Annotated in this window: 14 protein-coding genes; 1 reads left to right on the top strand and 13 read right to left on the bottom strand. The window is 53.4% G+C overall.

What is annotated here, in order from left to right; translation table 11 throughout:
• Positions 1 to 41: 41 nt before the first annotated feature.
• From mutY to ACFPOF_RS17435, 8 genes are all read right to left on the bottom strand, one after another.
• A complete protein-coding gene (gene mutY, locus ACFPOF_RS17470) occupies positions 42 to 1,148 on the bottom strand; it encodes an A/G-specific adenine glycosylase (RefSeq protein WP_378134911.1) in 1,107 nt (368 codons plus the stop codon).
• Positions 1,145 to 2,044 carry an AraC family transcriptional regulator gene (locus ACFPOF_RS17465; protein ID WP_378134909.1) on the bottom strand — a complete coding sequence of 300 codons (900 nt, stop codon included), beginning with the start codon at positions 2,042 to 2,044 and terminating at the stop codon, positions 1,145 to 1,147. The genes mutY and ACFPOF_RS17465 overlap by 4 nt, the downstream gene beginning before the upstream one ends.
• Positions 2,045 to 2,206: 162 nt before the next feature.
• A complete protein-coding gene (gene acpS / locus ACFPOF_RS17460) occupies positions 2,207 to 2,599 on the bottom strand; it encodes a holo-ACP synthase (RefSeq protein ID WP_378134907.1) in 393 nt (130 codons plus the stop codon).
• A gap of 10 nt (positions 2,600 to 2,609) precedes the next feature.
• A complete protein-coding gene (gene nadE, locus ACFPOF_RS17455; protein WP_378136019.1) occupies positions 2,610 to 3,419 on the bottom strand; it encodes an ammonia-dependent NAD(+) synthetase in 810 nt (269 codons plus the stop codon).
• Between the two features lie 78 nt (positions 3,420 to 3,497).
• Positions 3,498 to 3,932 carry a BrxA/BrxB family bacilliredoxin gene (locus tag ACFPOF_RS17450; RefSeq protein WP_378134905.1) on the bottom strand — a complete coding sequence of 145 codons (435 nt, stop codon included), beginning with the start codon at positions 3,930 to 3,932 and terminating at the stop codon, positions 3,498 to 3,500.
• A 123-nt stretch (positions 3,933 to 4,055) separates the two neighbouring features.
• Entirely contained in the window at positions 4,056 to 4,430 is a 375-nt protein-coding gene (locus ACFPOF_RS17445; protein ID WP_378134903.1) for a DUF3905 domain-containing protein, read from the bottom strand.
• Between the two features lie 44 nt (positions 4,431 to 4,474).
• Positions 4,475 to 4,600, bottom strand: a complete 126-nt coding sequence (locus ACFPOF_RS17440; protein ID WP_378134901.1) for a spore protein — start codon at positions 4,598 to 4,600, stop codon at positions 4,475 to 4,477.
• Between the two features lie 99 nt (positions 4,601 to 4,699).
• The gene (locus ACFPOF_RS17435; protein ID WP_378134899.1) at positions 4,700 to 6,358 is read right to left on the bottom strand and encodes an ATP-binding protein; all 1,659 of its coding nucleotides are present in this window, start codon (positions 6,356 to 6,358) and stop codon (positions 4,700 to 4,702) included.
• A gap of 206 nt (positions 6,359 to 6,564) precedes the next feature.
• On the opposite strand from ACFPOF_RS17435, the gene ACFPOF_RS17430 reads away from it, so the two are divergent.
• Positions 6,565 to 7,833 (top strand): BaiN/RdsA family NAD(P)/FAD-dependent oxidoreductase, encoded by a 1,269-nt coding sequence (locus ACFPOF_RS17430; protein ID WP_378134897.1) that lies wholly within the window; start codon positions 6,565 to 6,567, stop codon positions 7,831 to 7,833.
• 24 nt (positions 7,834 to 7,857) lie between these two features.
• Here the strand turns inward: ACFPOF_RS17430 and ACFPOF_RS17425 are convergent, their stop codons facing one another.
• From ACFPOF_RS17425 to ACFPOF_RS17405, 5 genes are all read right to left on the bottom strand, one after another.
• Positions 7,858 to 8,235 carry a hypothetical protein gene (locus ACFPOF_RS17425; protein ID WP_378134895.1) on the bottom strand — a complete coding sequence of 126 codons (378 nt, stop codon included), beginning with the start codon at positions 8,233 to 8,235 and terminating at the stop codon, positions 7,858 to 7,860.
• A gap of 95 nt (positions 8,236 to 8,330) precedes the next feature.
• Positions 8,331 to 10,487, bottom strand: a complete 2,157-nt coding sequence (locus ACFPOF_RS17420) for a DNA topoisomerase III (RefSeq protein WP_378134893.1) — start codon at positions 10,485 to 10,487, stop codon at positions 8,331 to 8,333.
• The gene (locus ACFPOF_RS17415) at positions 10,484 to 11,527 is read right to left on the bottom strand and encodes an Rpn family recombination-promoting nuclease/putative transposase (protein WP_378134891.1); all 1,044 of its coding nucleotides are present in this window, start codon (positions 11,525 to 11,527) and stop codon (positions 10,484 to 10,486) included. Before ACFPOF_RS17415 ends, ACFPOF_RS17420 begins: the two co-directional genes overlap by 4 nt.
• A 147-nt stretch (positions 11,528 to 11,674) precedes the next feature.
• Positions 11,675 to 12,490: a sialate O-acetylesterase gene (locus ACFPOF_RS17410; protein WP_378134889.1), complete on the bottom strand. Its 816-nt coding sequence runs from the start codon at positions 12,488 to 12,490 to the stop codon at positions 11,675 to 11,677.
• 14 nt (positions 12,491 to 12,504) lie between these two features.
• Complete coding sequence (locus ACFPOF_RS17405; RefSeq protein ID WP_378134887.1) at positions 12,505 to 14,565, bottom strand: hypothetical protein; 2,061 nt, start codon at positions 14,563 to 14,565, stop codon at positions 12,505 to 12,507.
• Positions 14,566 to 14,624: the final 59 nt, after the last annotated feature.

Raw genomic sequence — 14,624 nt, 5'->3', positions numbered from 1 at the left:
TGTCCGCCGCGGGTGTGCACAAACGACTATATGTCCCGTTCCTACATCCTGTTAACAAAATACTCCGTTAACAACTTCCGAAATACGTTCGGCCATGAATACGACTCGAATTGCTCGGGGCCGACCCATTCATATCCGGTTCGAGCTGGAGCGAACCTCTCATCCGCGACCGTCGCGGGCAGCACTTTAATATGCCAGACAAGGTGCGTAAAGATATGCTGCGCCTCGCCAACCGTACGCGCCGACACTGAAGCGCCAAGCCCTTCGTCGACTAGCGCCGCTTCCAGCCTTCTCACGCCTTCGGCAACATCTTCCCAGGCAGCCGCATCCGTCGCTTCGATATGGGGCAGCTCCCACATCTTCGCAAGCAGCCCCGTATCCGGCCTGCGTCGGACGAGCACTTGTCCGGCATGTGCGCCGACACCTTCGATCAAAGCCGCGAAGCGATAGACGTCGCGCGCCTTCTTCGCTTTGGTCTTTATGGGCAGTTCCTTCTCGCGTCCCTCCCGCTTGGCCGCGCAATGAATGGCGACCGGGCAAAAGTCGCACGAAGGCGACTTCGGCGTGCATATCATCGCGCCAAGCTCCATGAGCGCTTGATTAAAGTCCGCTGCTTGGCCTTCAGGAATAAGCGAAGCCGCCAGGCTTTCCATGCCGATCCGCGTCGCCGGCTTCGCAATGTCTTCCTCCAGACAGAAGTAACGCGACAGCACGCGCATAACGTTGCCGTCCACGGCTGGCTCGGGCTGATCGTAAGCGATGCTTAAGATCGCGCCTGCCGTATACGGGCCAACGCCCTTAAGACCTGATACTTCTTTCTTTCCGTTCGGCACGCGGCCACCATACAGTTCCGCAACCTCCCTGGCGGCAGCTTGAAGATTCCGGGCGCGCGAATAGTAGCCGAGCCCTTCCCAATGTTTGAGCACGTCTTCTTCAGGCGCTTCGGCGAGATCCCCCACGGTCGGAAAACGGTCTACGAAACGGTTGAAATACGGAATGACCGTATCAACCCTCGTCTGTTGCAGCATGATTTCCGACACCCATATGTGATACGGGTCTCTGCTTCGCCGCCATGGCAAATCTCTTCGTTCCTTGCGATACCAATTCAAGAGCTCCGCGCCGAAATACGTCGTCTTGCCGTCATTCATGCCTTCTGCGTGCTCCTCTCTTCCGCGTCGTCACCGGCGACGGCTGCGGATGCGAACGCCGCGGCCTGCTTACGGTAGCGACTCGGAGTCAGCCCGGTATGCGCTTTGAACATTCGCGAGAAATAATAGATTTGCATTCCTACCTTGTGCGCGACAGCCGACACGTTACATTCGGGCAGCAACAACATCGCTTTGGCGACTTCCATCCGTCTCATGTTTACGTACTGAATCGGCGAATAACCGAGTATGCCTTTGAAAAAAACAATAAAATAGTTCGGGTGCAAAAACACTTGCTTGGCCAAGCTTTCGACCGTAATGTTATCCGCAAGATGTTCATCGATATATTGCAACACCGCATTGATCTTCTGCAGTTCTTCCGAAGGAGACGACTGAAGTTTGCTTTCCTGCTCGCCATTCGGCAGACTTTCCAAATATTCGCTGATCAGTTCCAGCATGATCGCCTTAATTCTCAATCTGGATGTCAGCTTGTCCCGAGCCAATTCCTCGTACAATTTGCAAAAAAGAGAAGAGACGGCTGGTACGTTATTCACATTCACGCTGAAAGGAAGCTGGAGGGTGCGGTACAGATCGCGATCCTCGTAGCTGCTGCGGAAGTGACACCATTGCAGCGTCAGCGGAGCATCTTCCGCAACGGAAATCCGATGCGACATGCCGGAGAGCAACACAAATAGCCGGCCCGCCTTCATCTCGATCTGCCTGCCTTGCGCGGTTAACGTCCCTCTGCCTTCCTTCACGAACAGAAAGCGATTGCAGTCGTAAATATCCTCCTTTTCCTTATGGGTTTCGATGTCCAGCGCCGTTTCTGCAGCGGCAGCGACTTCGATATTCATGTGCTCGAAATGTTTCATCATGATCGTCAAAAAGTTTGTAGTCATCTCTTAGCCCCATTATTCCGAAGTCTGTTTCCAAGGTCTTTCTACTTGCATTTGCTTAACATATTCCATTATACGTCACGTTTTCCTCTTCGTAAATTTACAATTCCGCTTGATTGAACCAAAAAATAACAGCCCTACCTTTATTATTGGCAGGACTGTCCGTTATTCCTTCTCGACAATAGCCGTGGCGGCAGCCATAGAGCGCTCGTGTGTAATCGCCAGATGAATCCGGCAGGCTTGCTCTTCCCAACCCAAACGCTTCAACGAAGCTGCTGATAAGCCGCATACCGGCTTGCCTTGAGGGTCGGGCAGCACTTCAATGTCTCGGAAGCCGACTTTCGAACCGATGCCGCAGCCGATCGCTTTCACGACCGCTTCCTTGGCTGCGAATCTGCCGCTTACAAACTCTAGCGACCTTCTCTGCTGCAGAGTGGCGTATATCATCTTCTCCCGTACGGTCAGCACCCGGTCGACAAACCGGTCTCGCCCCGTTCCGGAGAGCAGTCTCTCCATCCTTCCCAACTCGACGACGTCCAACCCGACTCCGATAATCATCCGATCGGCCTCAGATACCGGGAATCGGATCCCGCTTATGCTGCGTGCGCAAATAATGCTTCTCGAGAATTTCACGCGCTTTCTCGCCGATCTGCTTGCCTTCCAAATACGCACTGTTGTCTTCGTATGTAACGCCAAGCTCATCTTCATCCGTCTGCCCTTGCCATAGACCGGCAGTCGGCGCCTTGTCAATGACGCTGGCCGGTACGCCGAGCCGTGCGGCGAGCTGTTTCACTTGTCGTTTATTTAAAGTGCTGAGCGGAGTAATGTCAACCGCTCCGTCGCCCCACTTCGTGAAGAAGCCGGTCAAGGCTTCGGACGCATGATCGGTCCCGACGACGAGCAGGTTCAGATCGAATGCGAGTGCATACTGCACAACCATCCGCGTACGCGCCTTCACGTTGCCTTTGCCTCCGCGGCTGATATGTCGATGAATGTTCAGCGTCTTGAACGCATACTCGGTCTCGAGCGCGATTTCGTCAACCGCTTCTTCGATATTTGTCTCGACTTTATGCGTCAAGGCAAACGCTTCTGCGACCGCATAGCTATGCTGAATATCCGATTGCTCCCCGTAAGGCTGGAAAACGCCAACCGTAATATACTCTTTGCCGGTTTCCTGTGATAATTCGTCCGTTGCGAGCTTGCACAAGCCTGTTGCCACTGCGCTGTCAATGCCTCCGCTGATCGCAATAAGCAGCCCCGTCGCACCCGCGCGTTTCACGTAATCTTTCAGAAAAGCGACCCGAAGCTTAATCTCTTGATCGACGTCGATACTCGGTTTGACACCCAGCTTCGCGATAATTTCCTGTTGAAGAGACATCATGACGAACCTCCCAATGAACAAAAAATAACCCGGGGGCACAGCCATCGCAATGGCGCGGCCCCCGGGAAGCATGAATTATCGGCAGTAACGATCGAACGCCGAAGTCAAATCCGCAGCAATGTCATCTGCGCCACGATTCTCGATTTGGTGTCTTTCGATGAAGTGGACGAGCTCGCCGTCCTTCAACAATGCGATCGAAGGCGAAGAAGGCGGATATGGCAAGAAATATTCGCGGGCTTTCGCCGTCGCTTCCTTATCTTGACCAGCGAACACAGTGAACAGATGGTCGGGCACGACTTCGTGTTGCAGCGCTTGGGCGACGCCCGGACGGCATTGACCGGCGGCGCATCCGCACACGGAGTTGATCACGACGAGAACGGTTCCTTTCGCAGTCGGAAGCTGTGCCTCCACCTCTTCGGGAGTTCTCAATTCTGTAATGCCGACCCGGGTGAGATCGTCCCGCATCGGTTGAATCATATCGAGCATATATCGTTCGAAAGACATCGACATAATAAGCCCCTCGCTTTCCGGTAATGATGAAGCTTGCGGTCGTTCGTATCCGCTACGCTCATTATACCGCGACGTCTCGACGTCCGTCAAAGATGCGGAAGCCTGACCGTCCGAGGCCCAACTTCACGGCTCATCCAGCACTTCGGGAACCGGAAAATAGTCTTCGTCGTCAATTGCAGAAGCCGTCTCATGCGTCGGATGACCGAACGGACGGGATGGCAAGATGCCTCTTTCGAACCAATCCCGGTTCTCGCTGGTTTGAAAACCGATATCCTTAAAAGGATGTACCCATTGCTCTCCCACCATTACGGAGGGATCCGTCTCGTCGTTCCACTGCTCCAACGGCGAGTTCGGTGACGCGTAGTCATGATCGCCAATTACGACTCCGCTTGCGTTCACGAACGGCTCCCGCGGCCCCCGGTTGTCGCGGAACTCCGGTCGAAATTTGATTTCGAACGGGTCTAATGCCGAATCGTCATGTCCCTTTGCAGGTTTCATGTCTGCATAAGACTCGTCGATATATTTATCCACGTCTATTTGGCTTAAGTCGACGGACGGTTAGGTCCGTCCAGTTTCTTGTCGAATCCGGGGGCGGTCGGCGGTTCTTTTTTACGGTTGTTTTGTGCATTGTCCCGCCCGGATTTCGACGGCCCTTGTGCGCTAGTCATGGGAGAAACCTCCTTGTCTGGCTAAGTCCCCCGTATTGTTTCCATTTCGTTCCCTTTTATCCGCCCGAATCCGACTTTGTCAAAAGTATGAACATGAACTCACCAGCAATCCCGCCCCGGCTTGCAGAAGTGGACATGGAATACCGTGCCGACGCCAAGGGTCGACTCGACCTTGATTTTTCCATTGTGCCGCTCGACGATGCTTAAACAAAGCGCCAACCCAAGTCCAGTCCCGTTTGTTTTCGTTGTGTAGAACGGCTCGAACAACTTTTCCAGCTTCTCCGGCGCGATGCCGACTCCTTCGTCTTCGATGCGAAGTTGAATCATGTCCTGCGTATTGCGCGTCTCAATCTTGAGCACGCCGCTTGCGTTCATTGCTTCCATTCCATTTCGCGCAAGATTAAGCAACAATTGTTTGATTTCCTTTACGTTCATCGGGAGCAAATCCATGGAATCGGATAGCCTCAAATCGAGCGTCTGCCCTCGCATATTGGCATCAGCCAATAAAAGAGGCTTCAATTCGTGCAGCAACTCGTTCAAACTGCACGACTCCTTCTCCACAATCCTGTTCTGCGCGAGCGAAAGAAAGTCGTTAATGATCGCGTTGGCGCGGTCGAGCTCTTCCATAACGATGCGAAAATAGGTCTGCTGCTCCGGAGAGCTTCGCTCGTTAAGCAGCTGCAGAAATCCGCGTATGACCGCCATCGGATTGCGGATTTCATGCGTGATGCTCGCCGCCATCTGCCCGACAAGGCTAAGTCTTTCCATCCGGTTGACTTCGTCTTTCAGCATCTGCGTTTCCGTAATATCGTGGCCGATGAACAGAATGCCGTTCGAAACTTCAGACGGCAATTGCTTGAACGAACAGGTGACGGTGTAGAACATCTTCCCGCCGATTCGCATCACTTCCGTGTGCCGTGCATCCGTCTGACCCACTCGTGTAATCGGATTTTCTTCGGCGGACATGTTCGTCTGGCGGGCGAAAAAATGAAAGCTGCGATGCAAAATATCATTTCGCCCGAGCGGGAACGCGATTTTCGACGCCATCTCGTTTACATGGGTGATCGTACCTTCATTGTCGCAAAAAATGACGATAAGCGGCGCATTATCGATAAACTGCTGCAGTCTGCGCATTTCGTTTCTATACTTGATGGATACTTCAGTCAACTGTCGCTGAAGCTGCACGCGCTGCATACCCAGCTCCGTAAAATGAACGATTAGCAAAATAGCAATGATGAACAGAGCATCGAAAGCGACGAGATCCGTCCAGCTCAAGTCCTCCCCGGAATCGGAAAGTCCGTGCAGGACGGTAACGCGAGCAACTCCATTAAGCAAAAGCAGAGCACACGCCAAATGCAAGACAATCTTTAACCTTCGATTCCCGCCGCTTCTATGAAAGGCAGGAATTCGTGAAAAGAGGTACGGTACGAATAGCAGAGCCAAAGCAATAAAAACATATAGAGTGTTTGTCTGCTCAATCTCGCATAGTTTGGTGACGGCGTAAGCGACAAACAGAAGCGAAGCACCCAGGAAACCGCCGTACAACGAACCGATAATAAGGGGAATATCGCGGAAATCCGTTATGTAGCCGCTTGGTGTGACAATCGCAAATCGGGTACATAACAACATTGCCAAACAACAGGCAACGCTCAGGAAAATCGATGTATACCGGGTTCTCTCCGGCTTGGCGTACCAGATGATGAACATCGACGCCGGCAAGAAGGCAACAAGGATTTGCAGCAGCGAATCTTTCCACATGGCGTTAACCCCCGACACGAACAGTTGGATATATAAAGTACGATTAACGTGTCCTATAAAACAATTAGATTAAAACATATGTCAACAATAGTAACAATAATAGGAAAGTTATACGCTGGCAAGCGTTCAATTGGCGGGGGGACGATTGAAATGATATGCTTGGTTCATCAAGCCATAATGCCTTCGAAGGAACGGAGCAACGAAACATGATCGCGAACTACGACGTCATCGTCATCGGCGGAGGTTCCGCCGGCCTTATGGCGGGCATCTCTGCCAGCAAACACGGCGCGAAAGTGCTGCTGCTGGACAAAGGGGACAAGCTCGGGCGCAAACTTGGCATCTCCGGCGGCGGACGCTGTAATGTGACAAATAACAAGGAGCTCGAAGAGCTGATCCGGCATATTCCCGGCAATGGACGGTTTCTGTACAGCACTTTTAACCATTTCAATAACAAGGATATTATCGATTTTTTCGAGAGCCTTGGCATCCGGCTGAAAGAGGAAGACAACGGCCGCATGTTCCCGGTGACGGATAAAGCGAAGACAGTCGTAGACACGCTCGTCGGACAAGTGATCAAGCAGGGCGTGGATATCCGAACGAACGCAGCCGTTGATACGATCCTGTACGAAGGAGGAAAAGTGTCCGGCGTAAAGCTGCGCACAGGAGAACTCATCGGGTGCCAGGCTGCTGTAGTCGCCTCCGGCGGCAAGTCCGTTCCGCAGACGGGTTCGACCGGAGACGGCTATGCTTGGGCGGAGAAGGCGGGGCATACCATTACGGAGCTTTTTCCAACGGAGGTGCCTCTTACGTCCAACGAGCCGTTTATCACAAGCAAGGAACTGCAAGGACTCTCTCTCCGGGACGTCACGTTGTCGGTATGGAATCCGAAAGGTAAAAAATTAATAGAGCATCGCGGGGATATGATTTTCACCCACTTCGGGTTATCCGGTCCGATCGCCTTGCGATGCAGCCAGTTCGTTGTGAAGGCACTGAAGCAGTTCGGGGTTGGCAATGTGGAAGTATCGGTCGATTTGATGCCCGATTTCAGGGAAGATGAAGTTTACTCGCATACGTTAAAACTGGCAGAGATGGAACCGAAAAAATCGGCGAAAAACATTCTGAAGGGGACATTGCCGGAGAAAATGATTCCGATTTTGCTTGGCTGGGCCGGGGTGCCGGAGAATGTTTCTTATGACAACATTCCGAAGCAGGAGTGGCTGAAGCTGGCGAAACTGATCAAACGGTTTCCGATCCGGGTATACGGTACGCTATCGATCGAAGACGCCTTCGTAACGGGCGGAGGCGTGCATTTAAAAGAAATCGAACCGGGCACGATGCAATCGAAGCTCATGCCCGGTCTCTATTTCTGCGGCGAAGTACTGGATATTCACGGCTATACGGGAGGCTACAACATTACAGCGGCTTTCTCGACTGGTTACACGGCCGGCATGTTCGCCGCTTCCCATCGGAGATAACATGAGAATGGGTCGTTGCGATGTTCAGGTAGCGCTGAAACTGTCGTACGAACCGTCGTCCGGCTTGAACTTGCCCTGCCTGATCTCGCCGTCCGAATCATTATTTGCGCGGTAAGCGTCCACCCAATCTTCGTTCACTGTATGCGCCGGAATGCGAATATCGTCCATGCCGTACGCCAAGTCAGTCACTTCTGCCGACTCCGCCGGCGCACGCTCCAGCAACTGACCCGCGTAACACTGTACGATTTCCAGAGCGGAAGTCAAATCTTCGTTCTCTACGTGGATGTGGAGGCGCCCCCCTTCGTGCATTTGCGGCTCGTAACCGAGCTCCATGAGCGTATCGCTCGCCAGCCGCGCCTGCGTTTCATCCGAAAACTGGAACATCAATGAGGCTCGGTTCATCGAATGCTTCTCTCCGATCTCGCTAGGGTGACATACCTGCCGGTTAGGATTCCCATTTGAACGCGAGACATTCGTCCGCATGCGTGACTGGCTACTTATTGGTCGTTCTTCTGAAATGCGGCAAGCAACGCGTCACCAAGGCTCGAACCGAGCGATTCCTTCGGGGCGTATTGCTGGACAAGCTGCTGCTGGGCCCTGCGATTCGTTCTTCCTCCGGCTTTATCATCCAGCATTTCGATCACGTTGCAAGGCCGGCATTGTGCGTATTTACCGGCTTTGCCCGTATGAATCTCCATCCGTTTGCGGCATTGCGGACAGCGCTTGTTAGAGACCGCCGCTTCCAGCGGCTTGCGATGCCCGCACTCGCGGTCCGAGCAGACGAGCATCTTGCCGCGTTTGCCTTTCGTTTCGAGCATCGGCTTGCCGCATTCCGGGCATTTGGACGTCGTCAAGTTATGCGGCTTGTAGACGGCTCCGCTTGTTTTCACGTTGGACACCAGCTTAGCGGTCATCTCGCGAATGCCGATGATAAACGCTTTCGGGTCGCCTTTCCCGCGCGAGATTCTCTCCAGTTCCAATTCCCATTTGGCCGTCAGCTCCGGCGCGCGCAGTTCCTCAGGCGCAAGCTCGATCAGTTGCTGGCCTTTGCCGGTCGGTACGAGTAAACTTTGCTGCCGTTCAATCGTGTCGGTGGACAGCAGCTTCTCGATAATGTCGGCCCTCGTCGCTGGCGTGCCTAGTCCGTGCTTTTCCATCTGCGTCAGCAATGTTGCTTCGGTGAATCGACCTGGAGGTTTCGTCTTATGCTCTCCGAGACGCAAGCGCGTGACAGGCAGAGACTGCCCCATCTGCAACGGCGGCAACGACTGTGCCGTCTTCTCCTCGCGACGTCGTTCCGCTTCATCGCCATCCTCGTCGTCATCGGAAAACGAACCGCCGTCGGTCCCGTAAACCTCTTTCCAGCCCGCGTCCTTCTGAACCCTGCCTTTGGCATGGAAAGTCTCGCCGTTAAGCGAAAGCGTCACACTCGTCTCATCATACCGGTACGGCGCATAGAAGAGCGCGATAAATCGGCGGGCGATCAGATCGTACAGCTTTCGCTCCTCCGTACTGAGCGCGGATAAGTTCAACCATTGCTCTGTCGGAATGATGGCGTGGTGATCGGTTACTTTGCTGTCGTCAACAATGCGTTTCGACACCGTCAGCGGCTTGCGCAACTGTGGTTTGACCAGCTGTGCGTAAGGCCCAACTGCAATGCTCTCGAGGCGGCCTTTGAGCGTCGGCACCATGTCCGACGATAAATAACGGGAGTCCGTTCGCGGGTATGTAACAAGCTTATGCTGCTCGTACAGCCGCTGCAGCACCGAGGAGGTTTGCTTGGCCGAGAACCCCAGTCGCTTATTGGCATCGCGCTGCAATTCCGTCAAATCATAGGCAAGCGGATGCGGTTCGGATTTCTCCGTTGTTTTCAACACAGATACCGTCGCGTTTCCTTTGCCTGCTTTGGCAACAAGCGCATCCGCTTTCGCTTTGTCGAATAATCGGCCGTCTTGCGCTTCCGCTCCGCGCCAGGTCGCCGTAAACCCAGCTGTAAGTTCGGCCGTCACCGTCCAATACGGCACAGGCTCGAAACGCCGGATTTCCTGTTCCCGCGCCGTCATCATCGCAAGCGTAGGCGTCTGTACCCTGCCTGCCGCAAGCTGCGCGTTATGTTTGCTCGTCAGCGCCCGTGTTACATTGAGACCGATCAGCCAATCCGCTTCCGCCCGGCATACGCCCGATGCATACAAATTGTTGTATTCGGTTCCCGGCCGCAGCTTGGCGAAACCTTCGGCAATCGCTTTGTCCGTCTGCGACGAAATCCACAGACGCTTAAAAGGCTTGCGCCATTTTACAAGCTCCATAATCCAGCGCGCCACTAACTCCCCTTCGCGTCCGGCATCCGTGGCAATAATAAGCTCGCCCACGTCGCCGCGTTTGCACAAATCCGCCACCGCCCGGAATTGATGCGAAGTTTCGCGGATCGGTTTAAGTTTCATCGTTGGCGGCACAATCGGCAAATCTTCGAGATTCCACGACTTAAATTTCGTATCATAATCTTCCGGCTCAGACAGCTCGACAAGATGGCCGAGCGCCCAAGTGACGATGTATTTGGGTCCTTCCATATAGGACTTCATTTTATTCGTACAGCCTAGCACGCGCGCGATTTCCTTGGCAACGCTTGGCTTCTCCGCTAATACGAGCGATTTCATTCTGATTTCCCCTGCCTTCTTCTTCTGCCCAAGCCCGCCACTTCCTCCGGAGTTAGCCCCGTAGCTTCAACGATCGTTCCGATGTCGACTCCCAGTTTCAGCAAATTGCGGGCTACTGCGAGTTTGCCTTCCTGCAAGCCTTCGCGCCGGCCTTCTTTCAGTCCTTCTTTCAGCCCTTCTTCCCGGCCTTCTTTCCGTCCTTTTTTCAATATTTCCGGGTCGATAAACGTCTTGATCATCCGGCTAGCCTCCTCGTTTTGTTGGGGATCACCGTAATTTCGGTATAAGTAGCTCACAATGTTATCCAGCACACGCAAAATCTTATCCATATCCCCTAGCCATATTTGCTGCTGTCCGTGCAACTCTTGGATGACGTCTAGCGTTTCCCTAATGGTCGCCTTCAACCGCTCGAACTCTCCGGCAAACAACCGCCGTTTCTCATTGTCGGATCGTTGGCTCGCAGCGATTAGTCGCATGTTCTTGCGCGAAGAGAACACTTGCAGAGGCAACAACGCGAATAGCTTCCGCTCCTGAAGGTCACGGGCCGTCAGCGTCCAATACCGCAGCACCGGCACCTTGTACACCATTTCTGTCCCGTCCGGCATCCGCATACGGAAGAGCAACTCGTCGCCGATCGCTTCATTTTCCTCCAGAAAAATGACGATTTGCTTCGGGAAGATAACAAGCGGCACGCCGTCCTCCGCTTCTCCTGCAGCCACTTCCAACGCTTTCTCGAAGCCATAGCGAAACATGCGAATGACCATCGACTGATCGTTCATCGTCTGAAACTCGACGTGATAATGAACGGGGCCGAGGCGCGTATCCAGCTTCATGAACAAGTCTCCGACAATACGTTCGTATTCGTCCGAAATAAACTCGGCGTTGCCGTAATGAATTGCCTTTACATCCGTATCGGCAAAGCTTTCCCCGAACAAACCGTTGATGAGTTGAACCGTCAGTCGCTTGGACAACCGGAACAGCACACGCATCATTTGATCGAGCTTCAGTTTCTCTTTCTTGCGCCGGTCTGTTGCTTTCATTATACACCACTCACCTTCGTCGCCGCGATGGTTCGCATATGCAAAAAAGCACACCCCTACGCGCTTTCGCGCGAATTGGAGTGTGCTTCACTCACCGTTTGATCACTTTTCTACAACCACTATACCAAACATACGTTCTCGTGTAAATCAAATTTTCGTGTCTGACTCAAGCTCCGGATAACATTCTTCCTCCAGTTCAAACACGACCCCGTCGAGATGCTTAGCCGCGTTCCGCCCGGCGATCTCGCCGACCTTCTCATATCCGGCATTCGTATAGTGAAAAGGCGCGCTGCTTCCTTGCATCAAGCCGTTCTCGATCGTGAAGGTACCGGTAATGCGGGTCAACATGACAAACTTGTCAGATCCACGGGTCAGCCGTTCCTGGGCCTCCATGATCGGGATGCAGGGGAACGAGTGAAACTTCGCAATACGGATCATCATGAACGTTTCCAGCCCAAGCTCCGCCTCCATATCCTGCCTGAACTGCTTCAGCAGGGCAGCGTATGCATCGCGGCCCGTTCCATTGATGCCGTCGGACTCGCCTTGCAGCCAAACGAAATTTTTTCGTTTCACTGCGAAACCATCCTGTTCCAGGCGTTGCACCGCACCCTTGACCTTATTCACAAGACAAGCAAACCGAGGCGTACCTTTCTGCCATTCTGCCGCCGACGTAGCTCCCTTGGCAGCATGCACATAGCAAGCTCTTCGGCCGGATTGACGGTAATAATGCTCGGCGAAGGAAGGGACGAGACTTCCATTGCCCAAGTGAGCCGCAGCCAGCAATAACGAGCCTCGATCGTCGGTGATATCCTCCCCGACGGGATGCCGTAATTGCACGAGTGAGTCGCCGACGTATTTATACTCGCAAGCCATCTCCCAAGGAATGCTTAGGTCAACTGGACTTTCGCTCTCTCCTTGCATGTTGGACTGTCCGCTCATGACAAACAAGTCTATTTCTTTCATTGTTAACCTCCACCTTACATCGCTTGGTTGCTCAATCGTAACACAAGCGGCTGCAACGTAGCGAATGCTCCCTGAACACGCAACAGCACCTTATCTTTAGCCAACACGTTATCAGCCTGATCCACCAACGTCCAAACACCGTCATCCTGCAGGCGATAGGCATAAGATCTACTCCAGCCCGCATCAATCGCCAGCGTAACTTGCTCCAGCGGGTCCAGACTTAAATTGTACACCGCAATCAGCTTGTCTCCGGTTTTCGGATTTTCTTGAGCGCTGACGAACACGTTCGGGTCCTTGACTGCGTAAACCGGCAGATTGCTCCGTCCAAGCCATTCCGTAATGCCTCTGATTTGTTCCTTACGCTTGTGATTGTAGATCGAGGCGGACGCATTCTGCCGTAAATCATACGCCATCACCGCAACCCGACCGCCCAGGCTGTTCTCATAGAGCGTCACGGCTGGAACAACCGCTTCATCGCAGTCGTTCCATAACTCCGACATCACGCGAACTTCCTGATACTTCGGCTTAATGTGGAACACACTGGCGTATTGCTGTACAGCCATAGCCAGATTAACAAAATACATTCGCTCTCCGGCCTCGGACGGCGTCCACTCATCCAGCTTCGTTAATCGTTCGCTGACGAGCGTGTCACAGAGCGCCACCTCCAGCTCCGTCACATCGACGCCAAGCATATCCCCGTACCCTCTGCGACAAGCATACATGGCGGCAAGCCCGTCCAGAAACACACCGGAGCCTAGCAATTCTCGTAACTCCTCGTCCGACAAATCGAGAATATCTTCTCCGCATATCATGACAGGGCCTTGACCGCTCCGGGCTGTATAGGGAATCCCCATCTTACCCAGCACCGCAGCCCACGCCGACGTCACAATCACAGGGGGATGGTTGCCGACAACAGGTCGGTGCGCCTGCGCATGAGGTCGGTACAGCACCTGCGGACCTACGATGCGGAAACCTTGCACGACGCGCATCAACTCATTAAAAAACGCCCTATTTCGGCCAATCATCCGGAAGTAACCTTCATCTTCGAGCGGTCCGTCCGTGTATTGCGTAACATAGGACAAGGAGCCGTCAAACCCGTAGAACAATGCTAAAGACATCAGAGCCCGCAGCTTGGCCGCCGAGAAAAAGAACCGCGAATGCGGGAACGGATCGGATTCATGGATCAGCTCGAACTCGTCGCCCAGCGTCATCTTGGCATGCAGCATATGAAACGTGAGAGAAGCAAAATGATCCGCTTGATCGCTGCTATAATCGCTGCCAAACAAACGAACTAGCGGCCTCGTCCCTCCTGCAAGAGCTTTGGCTACACCTTCCGTAAAATCGCCGTCCAAATCGCACACGAAGGATTGGCACAGTGCCATACGCGTGTCCGGCGCGATCTCGTCAACCGCTCTCCGCATGCTGCTTGACAGTTCCACGAGTGAGTCCTTCATCAGATTCGCCCATACTTTCCGATAAGCCACAGCCTGATCTCCGCCTGAACGGAACAACGCCTGCAGCTCTTCCCTCGAAACCTCTTTACCGACAAACTCGGAAAAGCGTTTCATATGGAGCGGACAGAAGCAGCCGAATCTGACCACATCGTGATTGCTCATTTCATAATCGTCTTCGAAGAAAATATACGGCGGCCTGCCTCGCTCCACAACCGTTTGCATATACGTCCCCATCGAGCTCATGAATTGTTTGTCCAACGGACAATAGGCTCCTTTGGATACTGCACCGTCGATGCCTACTATCTTTTGTGCCGAGGCCGAAACTTCTCCCTCCGACGGTAGAGGATCGATCGACAAACTCGGCGCGCACCACCATCCGACTTCAATGCCGTCAGCGGCCATGCGGCTCCCGACTTCGCCAACAAGATCGCCGAAGGCTTCGAATGCTTTCTGGATCGTTGCCCCTTTCGCCTCGCCGTCCCACGTCGGAAAAACGAGAATGAATCGGCGCAGCCCCGCCTCCCGGTTCAACTTTCTCATTGCTTCTATCATTTGTTCTTTCTTGTCTTTAATAAATAAGAACGGAACGATCGGGTCGAATGAGTATTCCTTGTCAGCCATGATGTAACACCTTCCTCAATAACGTTCTTGTTTCGCGCCATCCTAAAGGCTGTTTCCGC

Source organism: Cohnella soli, assembly GCF_042655525.1.
GTDB lineage: Bacteria > Bacillota > Bacilli > Paenibacillales > Paenibacillaceae > Cohnella > Cohnella soli.
Note: the sequence above shows the minus strand (reverse complement) of the source record. Positions and strands in the feature narration are given on the sequence as shown.

Bases quoted from the DNA above. Each gene is read 5' to 3' on its own strand.
- mutY (WP_378134911.1), bottom strand. From the start codon at position 1,148: ATGAATGACGGCAAGACGACGTATTTCGGCGCGGAGCTCTTGAATTGG.
- ACFPOF_RS17465 (WP_378134909.1), bottom strand. From the start codon at position 2,044: ATGACTACAAACTTTTTGACGATCATGATGAAACATTTCGAGCACATG.
- acpS (WP_378134907.1), bottom strand. From the start codon at position 2,599: ATGATTATCGGAGTCGGGTTGGACGTCGTCGAGTTGGGAAGGATGGAG.
- nadE (WP_378136019.1), bottom strand. From the start codon at position 3,419: ATGTCTCTTCAACAGGAAATTATCGCGAAGCTGGGTGTCAAACCGAGT.
- ACFPOF_RS17450 (WP_378134905.1), bottom strand. From the start codon at position 3,932: ATGTCGATGTCTTTCGAACGATATATGCTCGATATGATTCAACCGATG.
- ACFPOF_RS17445 (WP_378134903.1), bottom strand. From the start codon at position 4,430: ATGAAACCTGCAAAGGGACATGACGATTCGGCATTAGACCCGTTCGAA.
- ACFPOF_RS17440 (WP_378134901.1), bottom strand. From the start codon at position 4,600: ATGACTAGCGCACAAGGGCCGTCGAAATCCGGGCGGGACAATGCACAA.
- ACFPOF_RS17435 (WP_378134899.1), bottom strand. From the start codon at position 6,358: ATGTGGAAAGATTCGCTGCTGCAAATCCTTGTTGCCTTCTTGCCGGCG.
- ACFPOF_RS17430 (WP_378134897.1), top strand. From the start codon at position 6,565: ATGATCGCGAACTACGACGTCATCGTCATCGGCGGAGGTTCCGCCGGC.
- ACFPOF_RS17425 (WP_378134895.1), bottom strand. From the start codon at position 8,235: ATGAACCGAGCCTCATTGATGTTCCAGTTTTCGGATGAAACGCAGGCG.
- ACFPOF_RS17420 (WP_378134893.1), bottom strand. From the start codon at position 10,487: ATGAAATCGCTCGTATTAGCGGAGAAGCCAAGCGTTGCCAAGGAAATC.
- ACFPOF_RS17415 (WP_378134891.1), bottom strand. From the start codon at position 11,527: ATGAAAGCAACAGACCGGCGCAAGAAAGAGAAACTGAAGCTCGATCAA.
- ACFPOF_RS17410 (WP_378134889.1), bottom strand. From the start codon at position 12,490: ATGAAAGAAATAGACTTGTTTGTCATGAGCGGACAGTCCAACATGCAA.
- ACFPOF_RS17405 (WP_378134887.1), bottom strand. From the start codon at position 14,565: ATGGCTGACAAGGAATACTCATTCGACCCGATCGTTCCGTTCTTATTT.